Genomic DNA, 26,514 nt, shown 5'->3' on the forward strand with positions numbered 1-26,514 from the left:
AGAGAGAGAGAGAGAGAGAGAGAGAGAGAGAGAGAGAGAGAGAGAGAGAGAGAGACTTATTTAGAACAAGGTCTAGAAAATACAAAAAATATTCAAAAGATGGAAGAATATGGGTTGTCTAAGATAATCCATATTCTTCCATCTTTTATTATTTCTGGTTAATTCTGGACAAGCCTAAAGTAACAGCTTCTTAAGGAAAATACCTATTGTTCGAAGAAGCTTATATCTATTTATTATTAATTCTAACCTTAAAAAGAAAAGTATGATTCGAAATCGAAGGCGCGAAATCTGGAGAGCTATATCCTCTCTCCTGTTACTCAGTGTTGTTGCATTCTTTTGTAATTGCAATGATGAAATGAAACCTTATGAATCTTCAGAAGGTATACCTCCTGACTTTAATAAACCTATTGAAATAACATCTTATTTTCCTGATAGCGGGGGGATAGGGACTCAACTGATTATTAGAGGGAGCAATTTTGGTACAGACACTTCATATATAAAGGTTACAGTTGGACGTAATGATAAGAGAGCGCGGGTCATAGGGTCTAACGGTAGTGTTATTTATGCCATCGTTCCCGTTAGGGCAGATACAGGTAATGTGAAAGTTCATATTGGAAAGGGAAATAATATTAAGGAGCTCGTTTTTACAGATAAGTTTAAATACATTTTTAAGCAAAATGTAACAACGATAGCAGGTACTAAAGAGGGTACTACTGACGGTACAATTGCAGAAGCTACATTGAGATATCCTCAATGGATAGCATTTGATAATGACGGAGCTATGTATATAGTTGAAAGAGGTGAAGGTACGAATGGCGAAGGAGGGATTCGTAAAATATATAATGGTATGATCTCGACTTTGATTCGTAGTAATTCAGGGCCTTTTAGAAGACCTCGTGCAGTTTGTTTCGCATATGGTACAGACCCTGCATGTGATACTATGTATGTGGCAAATGACCAGAACTATGATAACTGTATGGCAGTGGGTGTAATGCTCCGTAAAAATGGATTCTTAAATGTTAAATCGGTGGTTCAGAATAAACAAAATAACCACGTAGCAGTAAATCCTGTGACTAATGAATTATTTTATAACAGGTATACTCACGGAACATTCTTTAGAGTAGATAAGAAAACATATGAACAAACAGAACTATTTGATTTGGATGGAGATAATATAGAGTTTTCAACAATTTTTAGTCGAGATGGGAAGACTATTTATGTAATAGTGAAAAATAAGCATTACATATTGAAAGGAGATTATAATTTATCAACACGTAAGATTGAAAACTTAGCTCCTTTTGTAGGGAAGAAAGATGCGGCTGCTTATGTGAATGGAATCGGAGAGGAGACTCGATTTAATCAACCATGTCAAGGGGCGGTTGATGACGAAGGAAATCTGTTTGTTGTAGAACAGCAAAATCATTGTGTGCGTAAAATAACACCAGATGGAGTTGTAACTCTTTGGGCTGGTACACCAGTTGTGCAAACAGGTGATAGATGGGGTTATCTTGATGGAGAGCCATTGAAAGCCAAATTTAGAGATCCGGAAGGATTAGCTTTTGGTCCGGATGGTGCACTATATGTTGCTGATATGAACAACCATCGTATACGCAAGATATTAGTAGAATAATCATTTCCATTATTACAAATACAATCTGATAAATTAGAAGATTTATGAAAAATGCAAAACGAATATTAATACCGATATTATTTCTGCTAGCTTTTGTTGTTCAATTGAATGCCCAAGATCGAGAAATAACAGGAAATGTTAAAGATAAAACAGGTGAGTCCCTTATTGGTGTGACGATAATATTAAAAGATCAGCCTGGATTTGGTACCGCTACAGATACGAATGGTAATTTTAAAATAAAGGTCAGTAAATATGCAGTACTTGTATTCTCTTATATTGGTTTTGATTCTCAGGAAGTTTCTGTAGAAGGTAAAACGAATATTAATGTCATAATGGAAGAAGCAACATCAAAGCTTGATGAAGTTGTGGTAACGGCGACGGGTGTACAACGTAAAGCTTCGATAGTAGGAGCTATTTCTACTGTGGATACTAAGACGTTGAAAACGCCTACTGCAAATATAAGTAATGCTTTGGTCGGCAACGTTGCAGGTATTATAGGACTACAAAAATCAGGAGAACCCGGATCGAACTTCACAGAGTTTTGGATAAGGGGAATTAGTACGTTTGGAGCTAATGCAAGCGCTCTTGTTTTAGTAGATGGTATAGAAAGGCCATTTAATGAAATAAACGTAGAAGATGTTGAGTCCTTTTCTATCTTAAAAGATGCTTCTGCTACGGCAGTTTATGGCTCAAGGGGAGCAAATGGAGTTGTTCTGATTACAACAAAAAAGGGAGCAGCAGGTAAAGTGAACATAAACTTTAAAGGAGAATTTGGCTATTTGACACGTTCTCGTATGCCGGAATATGTTGATGGAATTCAATATGCAAACCTAGCTAATGAAGCACGATTGTCGCGTTATCAGGATCCTATTTATACTCAAGCTGAGATTGCTATTTTTGAAAATGGACTAGACCCTGATCTGTATCCGAATGTAAATTGGAGAGATCGTGTATTGAGAGATGGCACAACTAATTATAGAGGATCTATAAATATTAGTGGTGGTGGTACTATGGCTCGATATTATATTTCAGCAGCATATTACAGTGAAAGTGGTATGTATAAGGATGGTGGTAAATTAAATGATTATAATACAAATGCTAAATATGATAAAGTTAACTATCGTGCAAATGTAGATGTAAATGTAACTCGTTCTACTACTGTGAATTTAGGAGTAAGTGGCTGGTTAGTAGATCAGAATAAGCCAGGTCGTAGTTCTGATGATTTATGGAAATTTATGAATCGTCTAACTCCTGTTGCTGTCCCTGTTATGTATAGCAATGGACTTATACCTACCGATCCTAATGAGAACGCTTTAAATCCGGAAGCGATGTTAACTCGGACTGGATATAGAAATATTTGGGAAAATAAAGCAGAATTAAATATTCAGGTGAATCAGGATTTATCTTTTATAACCAAAGGGCTTAATTTCTCGCTGCTATATGCATATGATACGTATAATCTGAATGATATCAGTCGTTTGAAAAATCCAGAGATGTGGAGTGCGGAAAAGCTAAGAGACGCTGATGGTAATTTGATTTTTGTTCGTAGAGCAGAAGCTAGTACAATGGCTCAGACGACTGCATCGAATGGCAATCAGAGACAATATGTGGAGGGCTTTTTAAATTATGAAAGACTCTTCGGTGATAAACACAGAGTAGGAGGTTTGGTAAAGGTCTATCAACAGCAAATAAAGCAACATCAACATGATAAAGCTTCTGATATTATTTTTGGTATCCCTAAACGCAATATGGCTTTGTCTGGTAGAGCTACATATAGTTTCTTAGATCGTTATCTTTTCGAGTTTAACTTTGGTTATACTGGTTCAGAAAACTTTGAGAAAGGCTCTCGTTTTGGATTTTTTCCAGCAGCAGCAGTTGGTTGGGCCATTTCGGAAGAACCTTTTATAAAGAATAATTTTTCATGGATAGAAATGTTTAAGATACGTTATTCTTATGGAGAAGTAGGTAACGATATTGTCACAGACGACCGCTTTCCTTATCTGACATTGCTAGAAAGAAAGAGTGATATACCAGGCTATAATTGGGGCGAATTTGGTTCTAATAAATATAATGGAGCGAGTATACAAAGGCTTGGAGCAGCTAACTTGACTTGGGAAATTGCTAAAAAACATAATATTGGTTTAGACTGGAATTTATTTAACTCGAAAATAACAGGGGCAATTGATTTCTTTAAAGATGATCGAAGCCGTATTTTTATACGACGCAATAATATGCCTTATTCAACGGGGCTGGAATCGCTAAAACCTTGGGCAAATGTAGGGCGCATGACGTCGAAAGGACTAGATGGAAATATAGCGTTTCAACAAAAAATAGGAGATGTTCATCTTACCCTAAGAGGGAATCTAACCTATGCAAAGAATGAAGTTTTGGAGTCTGATGAAGCTGCTAATGAATTATATTATAAAATGGCAAAAGGATATCGTCATAACCAAACCAGAGGTTTGATTTCCCTAGGCTTGTTTAAAGATCAGCAGGAGATAGATGAAAGTCCAAAACAAACATTCGGAGATAAACCGGTATTACCAGGAGATATTAGATATAAGGATGTTAATGGCGATGGTATTATTAATGACGATGATATAGTTCCGATTGGATATACAACAACTCCGAACTTAGCTTATGGCTTTGGTTTTAGCGCAGACTGGAAAGGGATTGACTTTAATATCTTATTCCAAGGTTCAGGAAAATCAGATTTCTTTATAGGGGGATCAAGTATATACCCATTTACTGACGGTAAAGTCGGAAATATCTTGAAGTATGTATCAAATCCGAAGGATAGATGGATTTCTCGTGAGATATCAGGAGATCCTTCTACTGAAAATACAGATGCCCTATTTCCAAGACTTAGCTATGGTGGTAATGCGAATAACTATAGAAACTCTACATTTTGGCTTAGAAGTGGTAAATATCTTCGTCTAAAGAACCTAGAGATTGGATACACGCTACCAAAAAGTGTAACAAGAAACTGGGCTATGGAAAATGTTAGAGTCTTCTTCTTAGGGTATAATTTATTAGTATTTAGTGATTTTGACTGGTGGGATCCTGAGTTGGGTAGTTCTGATGGAGCAAAATATCCAATATCTAAAACTTATTCTTTAGGCTTAACGGTTAGTTTTTAATCAAAAAAATGAGAAACATGAAAAAAATAATATATACAATATCTTGTTGCTTGTCTCTGATTTTTACGCATTTTTCGTGTAACGATTATCTCAGTGTAGACAAATATTTCAATGATATGCTAACGTTAGACTCAGCGTTTACCAAGCGTGTCTACGCTGAAGAATTCTTGGCAAATGCATGGGCTCCCATGTATACCTTGGTTAGCGATATAGCTTCTCCAAATGATGGAAATGGAGATCAGGGAGGGAATTTCAATTATGCTTCAGATGATTTAATATTTGGTAAATATAATGGAGGTAATAAATGTAGAGAGTATCAGAATTGTGAATATACCTCCTCTAATCAAAGAGAAGACCGATGGGGAAGGGCATATGAATGTATTCGTAAAGCATCCATCTGTATTCATAGTATAAAGCATTGTCGCGATATGAGTGCATCTGAGCGCCAGGACTTTGAAGCGCAAGCACGTTTTCTTCGCGCTTATGCATATTGGGTGTTGGTAAGACAATACGGTCCTATGCCATTGATAAAAGACGAAGGTTTGGATGTTACATTGTCATATGAAGAATTATCTATTCCTAGGTCGACATATGACGAATGTGTTGAATTTATAACAGAGGAATTCGCTTTGGCAGCTCAGAATTTACCACTTTCACGAACAGCTAACAATATTGGTCGTCCTTCTAGAGGTGCAGCATTAGCAGCAAGAGCTAAAGTATTTCTTTATGCTGCAAGTCCTTTATTTAATGGGAATAAGGAAATGTTTGATCTCAAAAATAAAGATGGTCAACAGCTCATTAATCAGACTTATGATGAACGTAAATGGGCATTGGCTGCTGCCGCTGCATTAGAGGTGATGGAGCTGAATACATATGAATTATTAGTTGTAGATACATCAAAGACAACTGTGAAACCACCTTTTAATGCAAGTTATTCAAATAAGAACTTTCCTGAAGGTTGGGCTGATATAGATACTTATCAATCATATCGTCAGATGTTTAATGGTGAAATAAACCCATCTAAGAATAAAGAATTAATTTTCACACGGCCAAATGACGGAGCAAATGATATTATCGATATTGTACATAAATCGATGCCAAGATCATTGGGCGGAGAAAATACGATTGCTGTAACTCTGAAACAAGTCGAAGCATACGGAATGAATGATGGGCGTAGCATAGGTGAGGCTGAAGCAACAGGAGATTATAAGAAAGAGGGTTATACTACGTCTCAGAATGATTATCCGTTTCTTTTATCAGGTGTATCTTTAATGTACGCTAATCGTGAACCTCGTTTTTATGCATCTATAGCGTTTAATGGAAGCTTATGGGAGTGTACAAGTGCTGCTGATGCTAAAAATAAAAACCAGCAGATTTTTTACTACAAGTTATCGGGAGAGAATGGTAAAGACCTTAGTCGTCTCGAATATTATTTAAGAACGGGTGTTGGTCTAAAAAAATATTGCCACCCTGAAGACTCATGGAAAGAAGGAGGATATAGAGTCCCTAAATATGAACCAGCTATACGTTATGCAGATGTTTTACTTTGGTATGCTGAGGCATTGAACGAACTTACGAAGTCATATGATATACCTGATTTTACAGGTGAACGAACAATTAAAGTAGAGCGAAATATTGCGAATATTCGTTCAGCATTTAAACCTATCCGTATGAGGGCCGGTATTCCGGATTTACAAGATAATATTTATAGTAGTGTTACAGAGTTTCGTCGTGCATTGAAACATGAACGCCAAATAGAAATGTTTGCAGAGTCGTCTCGTTATTGGGATCTGAGACGATGGAAAGATGCTGCAACAGAAGAAGCAGGACCTATAATGGGGTATAATGTAGATATGAATGGTACAGATCAACAAAGGAATCTATTCTATAAACCAACAGTAGTTTCCTCTATACCAAAAATATTCCTGCGTAAAATGTACTTATGGCCTATTCCATCCCAAAGTGAGATGAAGAGAAATGTTAACTTAGTTCAAAATCCTGATTGGAATTAAAATATAGTATCTATGAGAAAAATATTAATACTTATATTGTTATCAGTTGCTTTTATATGTAACTCATGTCAAGATAATTTAGACGATGAACAGTTTCAGAAGTTTGTTCTTTTAGTCAAAAATGGTTATAAAGAATATCAGGTAGAATTGAAAGATTCTGAAGCAATACTTTTGCCTATTTCGGTTGGAATAAATGGAACAACTAATAATGATGAGGATGTTAAAGTCCGAATCGGAGTAGCGAATGATACATTAAATGGATATAATTTTGAGAAGTATAAAGATGAAAAAGCTTTTTATCATCCGGCTTTTCCATCTTCTAATTATTCGTTGATCCCAGGCGATTCTACTATTATAATAAAAGCGGGTCAAGAATATGTTGCTTTTAATTTGGAACTAAAGAATTTAGAGAATCTCCCTGATAAATATAAAGAATATATTCTTCCTCTATCTATCAAAGAAACTTCTAGGTACTCGATTGCTCAACCCAAATACAGTACACTACTAATGAGATTGATTTTTTCTAATAGCTTTTCAGGTGTTTATAAATCATCAGGTAAGGTAAAGGAAGTTGGAGGAGGAGAGGTTGACGGACCGAGTAGAACTCTTTATGCCATTTCTCATAATGAATGTTATACCTATGCCGGAAATATAGATTATCAGGATCCGGATAGGGATAAATATATCATCCATATAAAAATAGAAGATGATAATAGTGTTTCAATGAGCGCGTTAGATCCTAATATCGAATTTGTAAAAGAGAGTGCAAGTGTTGAGATAACAAGAGAAGATGATCTTTCGGATAAAAGAAAAGTATCTGTTAATACTATAATTAAGATGAAATATAGATATAAAGATTTGCATAATGTTGGGTTTCCTGTAGAAATGATTGCAGATAATATTACTCTTTCAAATACACGTTCGATAGATAAATAGATATATAATCCAAGTAATTTTATGGCATCGTATTGTCATAAAAGAATGCTTAGTCGATTAATTTATATTATATTTACTACAGAAAATAATACCTGAGGAATTACGTTCTCAGGTATTCCTGTTAAAAAAAGAACATGAAAAAACTTTTTATATTTTGTCTTTTATTATCCCTCGTAAATATAATATCTGCAAAGCAATATTTTTTCAAAAAATATCAGGTTGAAGCAGGTTTATCTCACAATACTGTATGGTGTATATTTCAGGATAGTTATGGATTTGTCTGGTTTGGAACAAATGATGGTCTTAATTGCTTTGATGGCCGTAAGTTCTCTATATATAGAAATGATATACAAAACACCTTCTCTCTTGGGAATAATTCAGTTCAAACCTTATTTGAGGACGGAAACAGAAATCTATGGGTAGGTACAAGTAGTGGAATTTATATTTATGAGAGAGAAAAAGGGCATTTTGTACATTTTTCTAAAAAAACACAATATGATGTATCCATAAGCGGAGAAGTCAAGAAAATTGTTAAAACAAAAAATGGTAAGATGTGGATTGCAACTTTGGGACAAGGTTTTTTTCTCTACGATCCTATAACCGACGATCTAAAACAGTATAGTCAACACACAGCTTTTGTATGGGACATAGATATTGATAGTAATGACCGTGTATACCTATCATCCTTACAAGAGGGACTTATTTGCTATAACCAGGATGGTAAATACATTGAATCTTATAGCTCTTTTCTAAATAATAAAAGTTTAGCAAACCCTAAGATTAATTGTATACATGTTATTGAGGATAGTATATGGTTTAGTATAGGCACGAATAATCTTAGTTGCCTTGATAGTAAGACCAAACAGATATCTCATTACAATAATAAAGATCAAAATATTGGTACAATAAGGGCGATTTCGCGTTTCTCCAATTTGGAATTACTTGTAGGTTCAGATAATGGATTGTATACATTCAATATTTTAAGTCATGAATTTATCAGGATGGATAATCCTATGGATTCTCGAAGTCTGAGTGATCAGTCTATTTATGATATATTGAAAGATGAAGAAGGCGGTTTTTGGATATCTACATACTTGGGAGGAGTAAATTATTTGGCTCCGCAGACTAAAGTGTTTGAATACTACAGCCCTACGTCTGCACCGCTTTTAAGTACAGGAAAGGTGATCAGCCAGTTTTGTGAAGATAAAGATCGGAATATTTGGATCGGATCGCAGGATGGTTTGAAGGTATTAAATAATAAGACACAAAAGTTGGAAGTATATAAACTTCCCCTTAAGAATCAGAAACTAGATATCAGATCACTATTGATAGATGAAGATAATCTTTGGATCGGAACTTATTCAGAGGGGCTAAAGGTTATCAATCTGAAGACGAATCATCTGAAAGAGTATTATCATATACGGGAATCTACTAATACAATTTGTAGTAACGATATTCTATCTCTCTACAAAGATACAGATGGAAATATCTATGTTGGTACCTCTTGGGGGCTATGTCGTTATAATAGGACAGATGATAATTTTGAAACATTGAATTTTGTCGGTACAATGACCTCTGTTTTTGATATAATGCAAGATCGTAGTGGTTTTCTATGGGTCGCAACACATAACTCAGGGGTTTTTAGATACGAATTTAAAGGTGGCCAATGGAAGCATTATATTCATGAAGATGAAAATCTTAATTCGATAAATAGTAATTCGGTTATTACTCTTTTCGAAGAATCTAATGGGCGAATCTGGTTTGGAACAAATGGTGGAGGCCTATGCTATTTTAATGAAGGAGATGAATCATTTACAGATTTTGACCCTTCAAATGAGATTTTGCCTAACAAGGTTATATATTCGATAGAGGAGGATAGGCTTGGGAACTTTTGGATATCAAGTAATGCAGGGTTATTAAGGATAAATCCCACTGATAAGGCCAGTAGAAAGCTTTTTACACAAGAAGATGGTCTGCAAAGTAATCAATTTAATTTTAAGGCGTCTTTAAAATCAGATATAGGAAAGCTTTACTTTGGTGGAATAAATGGGTTTAATGCTTTCTTCCCTGTTGATTTTAAAGAAAATAGTTATATTCCTCCTGTATATATTGTCAATATAAGATTATATAATACAGATGATGAGGAAGGTCGTAAATTATTAAATCTGACAGGGGCTGTGTATCTAGCAAAAGAAATAGAACTACCTTATGCCAATAATAGTCTTGTCTTAGAGTTTAGTGCTCTTAGTTATGAAGAACCTATTAGAAATAAATATAAATATAAGCTCGAAGGATTTGATAAAGATTGGGTAAATAGTGAGAATTCCAATCTTGCGTCTTATACAAATCTACCTCCGGGGGAATATGTTTTCCGGGTAAAGGGTGCTAATAACGATAGTAAATGGAATGAAGATGGAGCTAGCGTTCATATCGTAATTCTTCCTCCATGGTGGAGATCGACTCTCGCTTATATGATCTACATCTTATGTTTCGTCATCGCATTCTATTTCATATGGAAATACATTAATCGGAGGTCAAAAAATAAGTTTCAACGCCAATTAGAAGAGTTTCAGGTAGAAAAAGAAAAGGAAGTATACCAGTCGAAGATTAGTTTTTTTATAAATCTGGTACATGAGATCAGAACGCCATTAAGCTTAATAAGCTTACCATTAGAAAAATTGTCAGAACATCATAAGGAAGATATTAAAGAATGGAAATACCTGAAGATTATAAATAAGAATGTAAATTATTTGCTCGATATTGTCAATCAGCTGCTCGATTTCCAAAAAATAGAGAATCGTAATACTCAATTAAATTTGAAAGAAGAGAGTTTAGATCGTTTGCTATATGATGTGCATGAGCAGTTCTTACAGTCGGCAGAATCAGAACATATTCATCTGCTACTTTCACTTCCACAACACGAGATAAGAGGGTATATTGATAGAGAAAAAATAACTAAGATAATCGTTAACTTGTTGGGTAATGCGCTTAAATTTGCAAAAACTCGTATTGAACTGCGTCTCCAATGTTTTGACGATCATTTCGAAATAGCGGTGATAGACGATGGACCGGGAATCTCAGATTCGGAGAAGAATAAGGTCTTTGAGGCTTTTTATCAAATAGGGGAAAAGAATAATACAAATACAGGAACAGGGATCGGGTTAGCCTTTTCTAAGTTACTGGCTGAGAATCATAAAGGCAATCTGTCGTTGACGGATAACGAATGGGGCGGATCTTCATTTATATTATCTATTCCTACCATGTATGATGAGACTATTGCTATAAACGAACCTGCTACAGATATATTTGATTCGATGGAACTACTCGAATCTGATAGAAAAGAGACAGTCTCCGCATTCTCTAATTATAAAGTGTTGTTGGTCGAGGATAATATTGAATTATTAAATATGATCGATGATTCATTGAATCCTTATTTCTCAATACTGAAAGTTGAGAATGGGAAAAAGGCTCTTGATATATTATCAACAGAAACTGTAGATATCATAGTGAGTGATGTCATGATGCCCGAAATGGATGGATTTGAATTGTGTCGCTATGTAAAGTCAGACGTGAATTATAGCCATATTCCTGTGGTGCTGTTAACGGCAAAAGCCACACTCGAAGCCAAGCTGGAGGGGCTAGAATATGGAGCTGATGTGTATCTGGAAAAACCATTTTCGATAAGGCATTTACGAAAACAGATAGAAAATCTTATAAAATTAAGGCTTTCTCTCCAAAAAATGATTACGGCTTATCCGGTACCTGTAACTGTTGATTTATCAATATCAAAAAAAGATAAAGAATTTTTAGATAGGCTTCATAGTGAGATTGAAAATCATATCGCTGAGTTGGATTTCTCTATTGATAATATTGCAGAAACAATGTTTATGAGTCGTTCAAGCTTCTATCGAAAAATAAAGGGCATTACAGGTATGTCGCCGAATGATTATCTTAAGGTTTTACGCCTAAATAAAGCTGCGGAAATGATACTTCACGGGGATTTGCCGATGTCGGAGATTTGTGAACGAGTTGCTTTTAGCTCCTCTTCTTATTTTGCCAAATGTTTTAAAACTCAATTTGGTGTATTGCCAAAGGATTATGTTGCTGAAAAACAAAAAGGTATATGAGTCGGTAGCTGTCAAATGAGAGTATGATAGATAATAAAAACCGGTGATTAACCTATTCTATAGGATCACCGGTTTTTCTATGAATGTGAATAAATTATTCGATTATTCGTATGAAGCAGGGAATGAAGTTATACGAAGACGTGCTGTACCCATAGGTACGAGAGTGATATCATCCTTCTGCGATGATTTTTCACAATCTTCATCTGGTAAAACACCACATAGTTTATATTGATCTAAAACCCATGACGGAATTTGTCTGCCTTTTGCTTTCACTACGATTGGGGAGTTTTGTTGTGTGAAAGGAAAATTATCAGCAGGCCATGCTCTTTTTTCTACAACCAGATTACCGAATGGATTTTTAGAATCAAGAACCAAAGCATAGTTCCATGGCGTATTAGGATATATTTCATACGATGGCCATTTTGATGGATCGGCTGTTTCCTGCCATTTAGAATCTCCGATGGCTGTTTCTTTGCTATCTACTTTATGATAACGTTCATCAATGTTCAAAGAGAGAGTCAATGGTCCATAATTTATGCTGACGCTATTTTTATTTACTTGCCATGTCTTTAATGAAAAATCCATTGGATAAGTAACTGCTACAACATCTCCATTTTTCCATTCACGGTTTATGCAAGCATATTTTCCGGCTATCAGAGTAATTTCGGCTTTCTTTCCGTTTATTTCCAGTTGTGGATCTTTGGTCCATGATGGAATGCGTAAATAGAATGGGAATTTGACTTTCTTTGGTGTGCTTATTTTAAAGCGAATTATATCATCAAATGGATATTGGGTATCTTCACTTATCGTAACCTCTGTACCGGTTCCTACTTTCACTTTAGCTTCGCAAGCTGCATAAATAGCAGCGGCAGCCCCATTGTCGGGAGTGGCTAGAATTAGGTTTTCGATGAAATAAGGCCATCCTTGAGCATGATTGTGTTGGCAGCAACGGCTGCTAAAAGGGTTCATGGCTAGGAATGGTCCATCATTGTCTATACCTGGTCGATGGTTCTCCGAATCGCTTTGTACATGATTTGGGCAAGTTATATAACGTAGCGACTTAAAGTCAGGCATTACTGCGGCAGGGTAGGAGTTGAAAGCAATGTCTTCACAATGTTCTGCCCATAAAGGATCTCCTGTATACCATAGCATCATTTCGTCTGAGGCCATTTGCTCTACAAATCCACAAGTTTCCGTTCCTTGTCGCGGATCGATGTATCCCATGCGGGCATTTTCGTCAGCACCAAACATTCCTCCCGAAACCTGACCGAATGTACGACGAATCAGATTATGTACGTTGTATGTTGCTTTCAGGTGTGCAGGGTTTTTAGTTAACATGTAATAGGTTGCCGGTTCACGAAATCCCTGTGCGATATTAACATTGTGCCAGTTTGGAAGAGACGAATCCATCATCCAATTTGCCGTATTACGATGTATCTTATGAACAAGGTCTAGCAGAAATGCGTCTCCTGTAATGTTATATAGCCAATATACGCTATAAATGTTGTCTCCGCCTCGAGAATTTTCCCAATAGTCTTTCAGGAATTTTTCGTCAGGAACAGTTAACTGCCATTTAAAGTAATTGGTCATCAGATCTATAACACGCTTGTCATTTGAGTATTCATAGTAAGATTGAAGACACCATAGCATAATCATATTTGCCCATAATTCTCTTTTACCGTTTCTTTCGTTTATTGGGCCGAAGTAACCATCGGGTTGTTGACTTTTAAATGCTGCTTCAATCCATATTTTTGTTTCAGCTATCATTTTAGGATCACCTAAAATATATGCCATATTACCATAGCCTTTTAGCCAGTAAGGTACTTCTTCCCAGCCATATTCACCTCCGGCATTAAGCCATGCATTATTCTTTTTGTTTAGCCAAGCGCTAATTTCTCCAAGCTGGCCGGTGAGTCCGTCCCGTTGGAGTTCTAAATAGCGTTTAGCCCATCCCTGAGGCTTAACATGGCCTACAGGCAATTTAATGAAATTGCTTGGTAGTAGAGGTTGTTTATTACTTTTGTAATAACTGTTAATTGTATTTACGGTTGGTCTGTCTACAATCGTGATTTCAGAGCTATTATCAGATATAGCAACTGTAGAGTATAAGATAGATGCAGCTCCTAACAATATTAGCTTTAGAATGTTTTTTTTCATATGTGTTTTGAATTTAAAGCTTTGTTTTTCTGGAAAGAAATAATATTGGATCAGAAATATATTCTGATCCAATATTGTAAATATTTATTACCGTTATAAGAAAAAATGTTTATTTCAGTAACCTGCCACTCAACATCTTGATGTAATATCCTCCAACAACTGAACGTGCCTTAAATCCGACATGAGTTTTATTGTCGGTATTATACCAGTCGCTCATTGGAACACGGTCTGTTGTTTCATTCATAAATTTATGAATAGGTAAAACAAACTTCTGGAAGGTAGCATCATCATTAGTCAAAGTTGCAGTCCAGATAATCCAGTCTGATTTAGTATAATTTTTGCGGCTGTCAAGAGGTAATCCGTATTCATTCTGTTTTGTCAAATAATAAGGGATTTCTTTTTGAGCTACCGATTCTGGGAATATCTCTAATTTCAAAATTTTATCCCATATCAAATTATACTTCTGACTCCAAGTACCGGGTTGGTCAAATGTAAGACGGTAATGGTCTCCATCATCTGCCATTTTCACCCATTCTTGAGCCATTTCCTTAGCCTTGTTTGTATATTTTTCGGCAATTTCTTTTTTACCAAGCATATCGGCTAAATATCCATAAGAAGCGATACCCATAATTGCTTTTACAGAAAGATTTACATTGTGAGCAAAGTGTCCTGCAAAATCATCTGTACAAAGTTGGTTTTCAGGATCAAGTCCTTTTTCTACAAGATAGTCTGTCCATACAGTCAATACATCCCAATGTTTTTCAGCATATTTGGCATTTCCTTCTACAGCAGCAATAGCAGCGGTTAGGGCTAGCATGTTTCCAGCTTCCTCTACAGGCATATCTCCACCATAAGTTTGTCCGTTTGCCCAAGGGTATGTACCTATATCATGAGCAGGGAAAGGTTTTGTCCATTTATTGCTTTCGCTGTAATAGAAGATATGGTTTAGTAAACCTTTCGCTAATTCAGGATTATAGTACAAAAATAAAGGAGCTGATGGATAGGTTACATCCACAGTACCAATAGAGCCGTTACTGTTGTTTTCTTTTGATAGGAAAAGTAAATCACCATTAGGTGCTTCTACAATTTTGTGAGCTGATATTGCCTGACGGTAAGCTAAAGCACAAAGCTCCGCATATTCTTTACCTCCTGCCTGAGTCGCTTCTATCATTAGGTTATAGTCAAACTCATCACATTTCTCGCTAAGTTTATCAAAGTCTTTATTGGCTTCAACAAAGGCTTGTTCTATTGTTTTGTCACCTTTCTTATTCCAATACGGACGAAGATTGTCACCAAAATATTGGATAGAATAAATATCATCGTATCCGATAAGTATTTTACCAGATACAGATTGTCCTTTACCAAGCGACTGAGATATTGCAATGTTGGCATTGTCCTTTACGCTTACGTCGTCGGTCAATTTGCCGTCTTTAGCAAATGCACTACGCATTTGGAACGGATCTCCAACGTTATAGGTCGAATTGTTTTTTTCGCCGCTTAAGTAGAAATATCCCCAGTCGATACGTATATCATCACCTCTCTTACCTAATATCTTCTGATTTACACCTCCTGTTTTTAGGAATAAAAGGCCATCTTTTTCAAAGCCTTCGGCGTTGTTTGCCTGCGATGGCACATTCAAAGCCCAGTGCGGTGCTGCTTCAAAATATATTTCAACATCATGATCTTTCCCATCAAGAGATTTTACATCATAAGAGATATAATTTACAGGACGAGATACCAGATTTAGGTCTTCCATTAATAATGGAGCAAGAAAAGACAGATTAAGCTCTACATTACCACACTCGAAAGAATAACGGGTTTGGGTGGCTTGTACATCTGCCGATTTTTGTACAGCAGTTGTACTTAAGAATGTTTCTATATTCTCTTCAACATAGATACCAAAATCAACAAGGCCTCCACCTGTTCTGTTTTCACAGTGTACCGATATAACAGTCTCTCCATTTTGCAACGACTTCACTACTTCGTCATTAAGAGGAATAATTATATTTTTATTCCATGAATAGTCTGTTTTTACAACTTCAATTCCATTGATATATAAAGTAAAAACATCGTCGTGTGAGTATTCCAGAAAAACTTTCTTATTGGAAAGATCTTCATCTATTTTGATATATCTGCGTACCCATATATTCTTGGTATTCCATACTGTGTTTACATTTGTTTCGTCTGTTGTCCCAAAAGCAGCCTGCCCTTCTTTCCAGTTAGCATCGTTAAATACAGGTCTTTCCCATCCATTAGCCGGAGTGTCAAACGTGTATTTTCCTGCCCATGCAGTAGTTGTGGACATGGCAGCAATAGCTTTTAACGGAGTTTGTTCTACGCCCATAAAGCGGTAAACCTGTCCATCGACACGTATTGCACCGATTAGAGGAAATTCTTTTCCGGTCCAGTGCTTTATCGATCCATCATAAAGATTGTCGTTCATAGACCATGCCGAAGTATAAGGGTCTATTGTGACTAATGGATAAGCCGGAGCTCTTAAATCATTTTTGATAACTTTCGCAGGTGCTTTAGCGCTTTCACAACTTAATAAACCTGCAAAGCAAAGTAGATAAAGTAATTTTTTCATTGAATATTTTTGAATGTAAATAATTATTTTCTCTGAGGAGTTTTACTTAATATGGCTTTTATTCGCTTCATATCAAATTTGGCTGTTCTGTCATAATTGTATATGCCATTCTGCTCTTGTTCTACATCGGTGAGTTGCGTATAACAGTGTCCCATCATATGTGGTATGCTGATAATTGCATCAGTCAAAGATTCTAAACGTTGGTAGAATTCTTCTTCTGTTTTCGGACCTTCTCCGTATCCCCATGTGTTTTCTGCAAATTGTTTACCAACAACCCATTTTATACCACCCCATTCGTCAATAAAATAAGGTTGCCCTGCATATCTGGGTTCTTGGTTCCTTGAGTTTTGGAATACGTCTCCGTTGTCTTTCGGTATGAGTGCTTCTCGTAGTTTATTGCCATCCTGTTCGTAATTATGTACTGTCCATAGATCAGTGATAACATGTACCCATCCGCTGGCGTCATTTACAGGACGATAATCTAAAGCATGACTTATTCTGTAAAGATCTCTTACAAAACGTTCGTACTGTTTTGCTCTTTCTCCGTCCGGGCGTCCGGCTTCATTCAGAGGGGTCCATGCTATGATAGAAGGATGATTGCGATCTCTTACTACAATTTCTTCCCATTCCGAAAGGAAGTTACGATGGGCTTCTATTCCTATATTATCGATACCCCAACTTGAAGTCTCGCCCCATGTAAGATATCCTAATTTGTCTGCCCAATAATGAAAACGTTCTTCAAATACTTTTTGATGAAGGCGAGCTCCGTTAAATCCGGCTTGCATCAATAATTCTATATCACGTTTCAGATCATTGTCGGTAGGAGCAGTCCATACTCCTGTAGGATAAAAGCCTTGATCAAGAACCAGACGTAAGAAGTATGGTTCGTTATTAAGCATTAATTTATTGCCTTCTACATGTATTTTTCTCATACCGGCATATGCCTGTACATGATCTAGTATTTTTCCTGTTGTATCAAGTACATCAAGATCAATATCGTACAAGAATGGTGACTCAGGAGACCATGTCTTTGCTTTCTTTACAGGTACGATAGCATAATTATTGTCGCTTGCTGAAACGATGGTAGTACTAACTGTTTTATTACCATCTTTCACTGTAACACGTAACTTTTGACCTTTTTGAGTACCATAGAACTTAGGTTCGATAATGAAGCGTTCTTCGTCTAAGTCTGGTACTATATATGTACTTTTTAATCCCTTAGGATTTACTGCTTCCATCCATACTGTTTGCCAGATACCTGTCGTACGCGTGTAATCGCATCCTTGGGAAAAGAAATTACCGGATTGTTTTCCTCTGGCTTGTTCTCCCGAACGTTGGTCGTCTTCTACATACACAACCAGATCATGTTCTTTCGAATCGTTAAGGTATAATGTAACATCAATGCTGAATGATGATGTTCCTCCCCAATGTCTTCCGGCTAGTTTTCCATCAATGTATATTACTGCATAGTAGTCAACTGCTCCGAAATTAAGTAAAATCTTCTGATCAGACCAATTTTCGGGAGCTTGTATCTTACGATGATACCACATTGCGTTTATAAAATCTTTATACTCTACGCCTGACAATTTACTTTCAGGGCAATAAGGTACTGTAATGTTCTTATCGAAGCCTTTACTCTCGAAGAGTTTTCTGTCCATTCCCGACTTTCCAAAGTCGAAAGTGAATGACCATTTACCATTTAGATTTATCCAAGTGTTTCTTTCAAATTGTGGGCGAGGGTACTCTGGGCGCGGAATACCTGTTTGAGCGTATGTAAAGCATACGCTCAATAGGCATCCAAGTACAAATAATGAAACTATTTTTCTCATTTGTTCTCGGTTAGATATATTGGGCAATACTTTTTTTATTTAAAGGAATTGCAAATTTCTAGATTTATCTTTCTAAGTCGATGCTCTTCCAGTTTAATGACTTTACGGTCATAAGTCATTAATCCGTTTACTTCACCTTCCACATCGGTAGTCTGAGTGTATACAGCTGCTGTAAACCCTCTTTTGATAAATTCTTTTAAAGCTTCAGCATATTTAATATATTCGTCTGTTACTTCTTTCGAATTTTTGAACTGAACATATCCCCAGTTTTTATCTGTTTGCCATAAATGATTTTCGAGAGGAAGTCCGATACCTCCGTATTCACCAAGGACATTAGCTCTTTTTGCATCAAAAAGATACATGTCTGGTCCCGGATAATTATGTAAATCGATCATATCACCTACATGATAGTGATTTCCACCACTAGCAGGATTAACTAAACGCGAAGGGTCGTGATTCTTAGTCCATTCTACGATTTCAGGTGTTTTAAATTGTCCCCATGCTTCATTGAAAGGTACCCATGTTACAATCGAAGGGTATGAAATCAGATAATCCATAATTTCTCTCCACTCTTTACGATATATATTTTCTGATTCGATTGAGCGTTGAACTTCTTTTCCGTCAAAATATTTTTGATTTTGCCATTGAGGAGATGGACCTCCATTTGGCATATCCTGCCATACAAGTATACCTAGTCTATCGCAATGAGTATACCAGCGTGCAGGCTCTACTTTCACATGCTTACGGATCATGTTGAATCCGAAATCTTTTGTTTTTTGAATATCATACACTAGAGCCTCGTCAGTTGGAGCTGTGTATAATCCGTCAGGCCACCAACCTTGATCCAAAGGTCCGAATTGGAAGTAATCTTTATTATTCAATTGAAAGCGATAAATACCATTGGCATCTTTTTTTGATGATATTTTACGCATAGCAGTGTAGCTTTTCACTTTGTCCACAACTTTACCATTGCTGTATAGTGTGATATCCAGATCATATAAAAATGGAGTTTCAGGCGACCAAAGTTTCATGTTAGGAATATTGATATCTATTGCTTGTCCTGCCGCAAATTTACTTGTAGCTACAGTTTTAGGTCCTTCTTTTACTACAACTTCGATTATGTCTCCTGCTGATTTACCTTCTGCACAAACATCAATAGAAAGTCTGTTATTATCAATGTAAGGTATTGCTTTAATAGCGGCAATATGTTTTTGAGCTACAGGTTCTAACCAAACAGTTTGCCAAATACCGGATACAGGAGTATACCAGATTCCATGAGGATTTTTTATTTGTTTTCCTCTGGCCTGATCTCCATCATCAGTAGGATCCCATACTTTGACTACCATTTTTTGGTTTCCTGATGTTAGGTATGGAGTGATGTCGAAGCTGAAAGGTGTGAATCCTCCGGTGTGAGTTCCGACTTTTATGTCATTGATAAATACTTCAGTCTTCCAGTCAACAGCACCGAAATGGAGTAAAATATTTTTTCCTTTCCAGGTAGATGGCACTGTAAAAGAGCGTTTGTACCATAGTTCATTGTTTTTACCCAGCTCCTTTTGTACACCTGATAGACTTGATTCTACAGCAAAAGGAACTAGGATTTCACCATCAAATTTTTGAGGTTCCGGTTTTCCTACAGGTAGAATAGCGTATTCCCATAGTCCGTTCAGATTAGACCAATCGCTGCGTTCCATAATAGGACGAGGATACTCAGGTAATACATTTTTAACATCAATGGTTTCGGCCCATTTCGTTTTTAACTTGTCGCCTGCGGGTTTCCACTGGGCGAATACACACGTTGTTGATAATGCTAATGCTAGCAATAAAATCTTTTTCATTTCTAGTTTTTCTAGGTATTATACAATAATTTATTTTTTGATTTAATTGTTTGGTAGATAAATTCCAAAAGGTTTATCTCTATCTCTGACAATCAATTCTCCATTAACTAATTCCAGTTCGGCAACCTGAATTGAGGATCTTCTCATATCGTAAGGGATATTTCCATTTTTGTCATGATAATCTTTTGTGTGAAACCTTCTTCCGGGATGAGTGAAATAGAATATATATGCTTTATCTCCTATGACTACCACATCCCCATGCGAACCGCTCGGATAATCGTCTTGGCGTCCACTCGCAGTCTCCAGAATTCTGTTTGGCTGTTTTGTCCATTTTAATAAGTTATCTGATTTATATACTGCCATTCCTTTCCATTCATCAGTAACCAGCCAATAGGAGCCTTTAAATTTAAACGCTTTGGCTCCTTCGTGTGGCGTATCGCTTACTGCAGGTGTTGCATCGCCTGTCCATGTATACAAATCCTTGCTGTCAGCAAAAAGTGATTTGCTGTCCCATTTATACCACATACGCCAATTCCCATTTGGAAGTTGTATAAGAGTCGCATCTATCACATTGTCTTTAGGAAGTTTTGCCGGTCCTTCAAATTTCCAATCCCATAGGTTTGTGCTGGTGTAATGCATCATGGTAGCGGTTCCGCTCCAATGATTGGCAACACCTCTTATGTAGGATACGAACATATGATAAACTCCATTGTGCAGAACTACGTCAGGAGCCCAGAATGTATTTTTACCTCTCTCGAAGTCAAGACTTAAGTTACCTCTGTATCTCCAGCTTTTTCCGTTGTCTTCAGAATAAGCAATGCCTATTTCATTGCCGTAGCAATATGCAACATCAGCAGTTTCTACATTAGCCCGTCGTTGTGTATAAAGCATCCACCATGCTTTTTCGATTGGATTATAAAATACGCAAGGGTCGGCAGCTCCATCTGTTATAGGATCACGATATAGTGGTGCATCCGGCTGATTAGCTTCTTGAGCACAAACAGGCAGCACTAAGGTGAGCGTAATTAATAAAATTAGAGTTTTAATTAGTTTCATATTATTAATTATGAGATAGAGCTTCATTATACAAGACGTATGAGTATTCAAATCCCACATAAATTTTATTTTTTCTTCAAAACCATTACTATCCATTTATATTTTCGGATATTACAAAAATAGGCCTATACGCTTAAATAAGTCTGAATTTATTGTTCAAAAAACAGGAATATCAGGTCAGAAACTGGCTTGTATACACTATTTTTAGTATGCTCATGTAAAAAGTTCTGTTTTTTTTTGTTTTTCAATAAAATTGATATACTTTTGTACCGCCTTTTTAGGGCAATGAGTTTGTCTCATGGTGTAATGGTAGCACTGCAGATTTTGGTTCTGCCTGTCTAAGTTCGAATCTTAGTGAGACAACAAAGAATAGATATGGAGCTGTATGTCGAAAGATATACAGCTTCTTTGTTTTATCGCGTTTATCTTTTTCTTTCGACCTCTACATTAACAGGTGTATCTGTTCTGGCTTTGCTAATTGCATTTAATGGATTTTCTCTTTTCGGGCCTTAAAATAGCTTTTATACCTGAGACATTGGTTTATAACAATTACATGCAGCAAAATTAACCTATTTTGCTGCATATCACTATAAATATACTTTAAATTGCAAGAAAATCAGAAGAAAACGAAAAAGATTATTCTATATTATAAATTTATAATAAATAAGTATATCGATTATTCGTCTTTTAATGCAAATATCGGATTGGCAGTAGCAGCTCTATAGCTTTGTACACTAACGGTAATAACGGTTATCACAAATATTATGGCAGCACCCAAAAGAAATACCCACCAATAAACCGGAGTTTTGAATGCAAATTGCTCAAGCCATTTATCCACGATATAATAAGCTATTGGTACAGCTAGGATAAATGCTAAAATAAATTGAGAAAGAATACCTTTGTTGAGTAGAAGTATTATTTGCTTTTCGGTAGCTCCTTGAACTTTTCTAATGGCTATTTCTTTAGCCTTGTATCGGGAACTGAAAGTAATCAGTCCGTATACTCCCATAACAGCAATGAGGATAACCGTAAATGAAAAAACAGATAACAGAAATGCCAGATCTTGTTCGGCTTTGTATTGTTTTGCTATTTCTTCATCTAGAAAATAGATATTGAAAGGGGATGTTGTCATTTTTTTCCATGTGTTCTCTAAATGCTTTATTCCTTCACCTATACCATCTGCCGGTAGTTTAAAATAAATATAAGAGTTATTTTCTTTTGTGTCATTTAGTGTAATGTTGAGGCCTTCTATCGGGTTCTGAATCTTGTCGAAATTGAAATCTTCAAATATAATGATGTTTTCAGCTTCCATTTCTTTACGTCGCTTATCACTGATACTGTTTATAAAAGTCTGGTTGTACGTTTCAAACGTATGTTTGTCTTTGACTTTTAATTCTGAATCATTAGCGATAACTTTAATACCAAAGAAATCTAAAAAATTCTTTCTTGCAGAAAAACGGCTGGATAGTATAAATTCGCCGTTCCGTTCTTCTCCAAAGATAGAGATGATGCCAGAACCTATTTTGTAATCGGCGGCTGTACTCTCTAGGATTACAGGCGATTTTAAAGCTTCACTGGCATAGGTTTGGGCGTCGTTTATGATTGTACCTCCTCTATTATCGATATTGTCTACATATATTACATTTTCTTTATCCAGCCCCATATCGTGATATTTCATATAATTATGCTGTATCTTGATAAACAAGGCAACAAGAATAAGAACGATAGCAGCCAGATATTGTATTATTGTTAATGCACTTCTTAACCCTGAACCTTTAGTATTTGCCGAAGCTCCGCCATAATTGACAATAGGCTTAAACTTTGTGAGATAAATAGCCGGATAAATAGCAGCTATGGCAGCTATACATGCGAGAATAATGGATAGAAGCAAGATAAAGTGAAGATTGTCTGCAAGATTTATGCTGGCTTCAAAAAAATGGCTCAATTCGGCTGAAGTAGATATCCAATGTACTACAAATAATGATATAGCTAATGCTATGAGAGTTAGAAAGATCGCTTCTGAGATGATAGATAGGCTTTGTGTGATTCTATTTGCTCCCAGTATTTTTTGGATATTAATAGTTTTTAGTCGGGCTGGAGCCATTGCAGTTATGAAATTCATGAAATTAATGTATGCGATAATCAGAGTTACACAACCAATAGCCAGAAGAGCTAGTACTCTCGAAATGGATTTGCCTTTCGATGTCGCATCAGGGTGATGTATCTGTATATTCGAGATAGGGGTTAGTTCTAAACTGGTTTTTAGCACTTGTAATTCTCCTTCCCCTTTTGCCTTTTTTATATTCTTTTTATTAGGATTATCTATTTTTAAAAGATCGATGATTTTTTTGTCTGAAAGAATGGTTTCTATCTGTTGTTTTTCATCTTCGTTGTCTACTTTATAATAAGTATACATAGAACCGGTCCAAGCAGTTCCCGAATCTGTAATAATTTCTAATCTTTCCGGATTTTGTAATGATGTAATCAAACCATTATCAAAGCTTGTATTGTTCGGGAAATCTTTGTAAACGGCTTTTATGACCATTGGAAGTTCTGCGTCACTGATGCTAACTCCATCTTCTAATCTTTCGGTCTTTGACATCGAAACAATCAATGTTTTACCTATTGGACTTTCATCTCCAAAGCATTTCTTTGATACACTTTCACTTATTATCAATTGATTAATGTCTGATAAAGCCTCTTTAGCATTTCCTTCAATAATCTCGATATTGAAAATATCAAAGAAATTGCTTTCTACACTTGTAACAGGTTCCCAGAAGGTATCTTTGGAGTTCTCCTTATTTATTCTCCTACTACCTCCATATGTGTGCATCTGCGTTGTATGTGATTTGTCAAGTTGAGGAATATTTTGTCGGAGAGTTTCTAGGTTTTTATTAAACATATTGTAAGTCCTGTGCTCTCCATATGTTGTGTTTTGGTTTTGGGTAATCAAATATAATTTACTGACATTTGTAAAATAGTGGTTGAACGTAAAATCATATTTTACTTGAATCATACATACTATAAAAACAGCTATCGCAGCAGATAAACCCAATATATTGAGTATGCTGGCAACTTTAAATCGTTTGAGTATATGAATGAAATTTCGGAATATGGTCTTCATATTATTATATAAAATTACGTGTATGGCTTTATTGATAATACTAAAGTTATGCCATCTTTTTAATGGTTTGATATATAGTTGTTTGTTGTTTTATTGAAAGAGGTATGTGTAAAGAAAATTTACAGAAGTTGTTCAATTTGTTTACAAAAAAGAGAAAATCATGAATGAAAGAATTATACAAACAAAATGATAGATTTTTTTTCTTATTGAAAGTTTCTAATTTTAGATTCATTATCTTTGTCTTTCTAATACTAGGTTTAAATATATAAATGAGAATCAGGCTTTTTGTATTATTGTTATTGACAATATTTTCGAATATTGTTTCTGCCCAATCTACGTTAGATTCATTATTACTTCAATTAGATAAATCTATTGATGAAAGCAAGTTATACTCAGATAGACGAAATAACCGTATAGAGGAACTTAAAGAAAGGGTGCGTATAACTCAGCCGTATTCAATAGAGTTATATGATCTGAATATGCAGTTGTTTAAAGAATATAAGCCTTATGTATGTGATTCTGCGATTTTATATCTAAATAAAAATGTAGTCATAGCAGAAAAATTAAATGATAATGAGCGCCTGTGCGAGACAAAATTACAGTTATCCTATCTACTAGGATCATCAGGTATGTATAAGGAAGCTGTGGATGTTCTAGAATCCGTTGACCGAAAAAAATTACCATCCCATTTTATAATTGATTATTACGATACTCACTACCATCTTTATGGTGAAATGGCGTTTTATACTCAAGACAGGAGTACTTCGCATCGTTATCGTCAGATAGCCGATGCTTATAAAGATTCTCTGCTTACCGTATTGCCACAAGGGAGCGATCTGCTATTGACTATGCAGGAAACCGCATATCGCGATGCTGGAAAAAATAAAGAGGCACGCAAGATCAATGATATTCGTTTATCCAGAGCCGCTTTCGGTACGCCGGAATATTCAATGGTAACGTATCATAGAGCACTTTCGTATCGTAATGAAGGTGATAAAGAACAAGAGAAACATTATTTCGCCTTATCTGCCCTTTCGGATATACATGCTGCCATTAAAGATCATGCTTCATTGTGGATGTTGGCCGAATTATTATCAGAAGATGGCGAAATTGAGCATGCCTACAGGTATATGCGTTTTTCGTGGAGCGAAACAATGTTTTATAATGCCAGATTAAGGAGTTTGCAAAGTGCAGGGATCCTGTCTCTTATAGATAAAACATATCAGGCAATGATAGAAAAACAGAATCACCAACTTCGTAACTATGTAATTCTAATAAGTGTATTATGTATTATGTTGATTGCTGCAGCTGGATATATATACCGTCAGATGAAGAGATTAGCTGTAGCAAGAAACAATCTGGAGGATGTGAACAAGCAATTGAAGGAACTAAATGAGGAGTTAAAAGAAACGAATATTTGTTTGCAAACAACTAATCTTGATCTTTCGGAATCGAACGAGATAAAAGAAGAATACATAGGGCGCTTTATAAAGCTTTGCTCCACATATATAGATAAACTGGATGCATACCGACGAATGGTAAATAAAAAAATATCAGATGGGAAGACTGCCGATTTGCTCAAGATAACACGCTCACAAGATGCACTTGAAGACGAAGTGAAAGAATTGTATATAAATTTTGATAGTGCATTTCTTCAGCTTTTTCCCGATTTTGTAAATAAGTTTAACGCCTTACTTAAAGAAAATGATCCTATAGTACTTAAAAAAGGAGAGTTGCTTAATACAGAGTTGAGAATTTTCGCCCTTATCCGTTTAGGAATTGATGATAGCTCGCAAATTGCAGAATTTTTACGTTATTCAGTCAACACAATTTACAACTATAGAGCAAAGGTTAAGAATCGGGCACGTGTAGTTCGCGACGACTTTGAGTCTCTAGTTAAAGCGATCCGATAATCTCTGACGAGAATATAAAAGTAATTGATTTTATTTTCTAAAAAGGAGTTGTCTACCTTTCGAAAGGTTCTGATAAATAGCTTTCATTATCTCTCCTTATAGCCTATATTCCTTTATATATTATCCACTTTTTTTTTTATTTTAAGTTGTTGTAATATATTGTTA

General features: G+C 35.9%; 12 protein-coding genes. 6 read left to right on the forward strand and 6 right to left on the reverse strand.

Going from position 1 to position 26,514, the window contains the following annotated elements; translation table 11 throughout:
• The first annotated feature begins 262 nt into the window (after nucleotides 1-262).
• From JGH11_RS10640 to JGH11_RS10660, 5 genes are all read left to right on the forward strand, one after another.
• The gene (locus JGH11_RS10640) at nucleotides 263-1,630 is read left to right on the forward strand and encodes an IPT/TIG domain-containing protein (protein WP_201111572.1); all 1,368 of its coding nucleotides are present in this window, start codon (nucleotides 263-265) and stop codon (nucleotides 1,628-1,630) included.
• A 44-nt stretch (nucleotides 1,631-1,674) separates the two neighbouring features.
• Complete coding sequence (locus JGH11_RS10645) at nucleotides 1,675-4,770, forward strand: TonB-dependent receptor (protein ID WP_201111573.1); 3,096 nt, start codon at nucleotides 1,675-1,677, stop codon at nucleotides 4,768-4,770.
• A 17-nt stretch (nucleotides 4,771-4,787) separates the two neighbouring features.
• Entirely contained in the window at nucleotides 4,788-6,782 is a 1,995-nt protein-coding gene (locus tag JGH11_RS10650; protein WP_201111574.1) for a RagB/SusD family nutrient uptake outer membrane protein, read from the forward strand.
• A gap of 12 nt (nucleotides 6,783-6,794) precedes the next feature.
• Nucleotides 6,795-7,718: a BT_3044 domain-containing protein gene (locus JGH11_RS10655; protein WP_201111575.1), complete on the forward strand. Its 924-nt coding sequence runs from the start codon at nucleotides 6,795-6,797 to the stop codon at nucleotides 7,716-7,718.
• 134 nt (nucleotides 7,719-7,852) lie between these two features.
• Nucleotides 7,853-11,845: a two-component regulator propeller domain-containing protein gene (locus JGH11_RS10660; protein WP_201111576.1), complete on the forward strand. Its 3,993-nt coding sequence runs from the start codon at nucleotides 7,853-7,855 to the stop codon at nucleotides 11,843-11,845.
• A 102-nt stretch (nucleotides 11,846-11,947) separates the two neighbouring features.
• Here the strand turns inward: JGH11_RS10660 and JGH11_RS10665 are convergent, their stop codons facing one another.
• The 6 genes from JGH11_RS10665 to JGH11_RS10690 all read right to left on the reverse strand — a co-directional run bounded on the left by JGH11_RS10665 (nucleotide 11,948) and on the right by JGH11_RS10690 (nucleotide 24,436).
• Entirely contained in the window at nucleotides 11,948-14,002 is a 2,055-nt protein-coding gene (locus tag JGH11_RS10665) for a beta-L-arabinofuranosidase domain-containing protein (RefSeq protein ID WP_201111577.1), read from the reverse strand.
• A gap of 109 nt (nucleotides 14,003-14,111) precedes the next feature.
• Nucleotides 14,112-16,589, reverse strand: a complete 2,478-nt coding sequence (locus JGH11_RS10670) for a glutaminase domain-containing protein (protein WP_201111578.1) — start codon at nucleotides 16,587-16,589, stop codon at nucleotides 14,112-14,114.
• Between the two features lie 23 nt (nucleotides 16,590-16,612).
• Nucleotides 16,613-18,418: a glycoside hydrolase family 2 protein gene (locus JGH11_RS10675; protein WP_201111579.1), complete on the reverse strand. Its 1,806-nt coding sequence runs from the start codon at nucleotides 18,416-18,418 to the stop codon at nucleotides 16,613-16,615.
• Between the two features lie 35 nt (nucleotides 18,419-18,453).
• Nucleotides 18,454-20,256 (reverse strand): glycoside hydrolase family 2 protein, encoded by a 1,803-nt coding sequence (locus JGH11_RS10680; RefSeq protein WP_201111580.1) that lies wholly within the window; start codon nucleotides 20,254-20,256, stop codon nucleotides 18,454-18,456.
• Nucleotides 20,257-20,298: 42 nt separating this feature from the next.
• A complete protein-coding gene (locus JGH11_RS10685) occupies nucleotides 20,299-21,312 on the reverse strand; it encodes a glycosyl hydrolase (protein ID WP_201111581.1) in 1,014 nt (337 codons plus the stop codon).
• Nucleotides 21,313-21,988: 676 nt separating this feature from the next.
• Nucleotides 21,989-24,436 carry an ABC transporter permease gene (locus tag JGH11_RS10690; RefSeq protein ID WP_201111582.1) on the reverse strand — a complete coding sequence of 816 codons (2,448 nt, stop codon included), beginning with the start codon at nucleotides 24,434-24,436 and terminating at the stop codon, nucleotides 21,989-21,991.
• 269 nt (nucleotides 24,437-24,705) lie between these two features.
• Here JGH11_RS10690 and JGH11_RS10695 point away from each other — a divergent pair, with 269 nt between their 5' ends.
• Nucleotides 24,706-26,349: a DUF6377 domain-containing protein gene (locus tag JGH11_RS10695; protein WP_201111583.1), complete on the forward strand. Its 1,644-nt coding sequence runs from the start codon at nucleotides 24,706-24,708 to the stop codon at nucleotides 26,347-26,349.
• Nucleotides 26,350-26,514 lie beyond the last annotated feature (165 nt).

This window comes from Dysgonomonas sp. Marseille-P4677 (assembly GCF_016652235.1).
Taxonomy (GTDB): Bacteria; Bacteroidota; Bacteroidia; order Bacteroidales; family Dysgonomonadaceae; genus Dysgonomonas.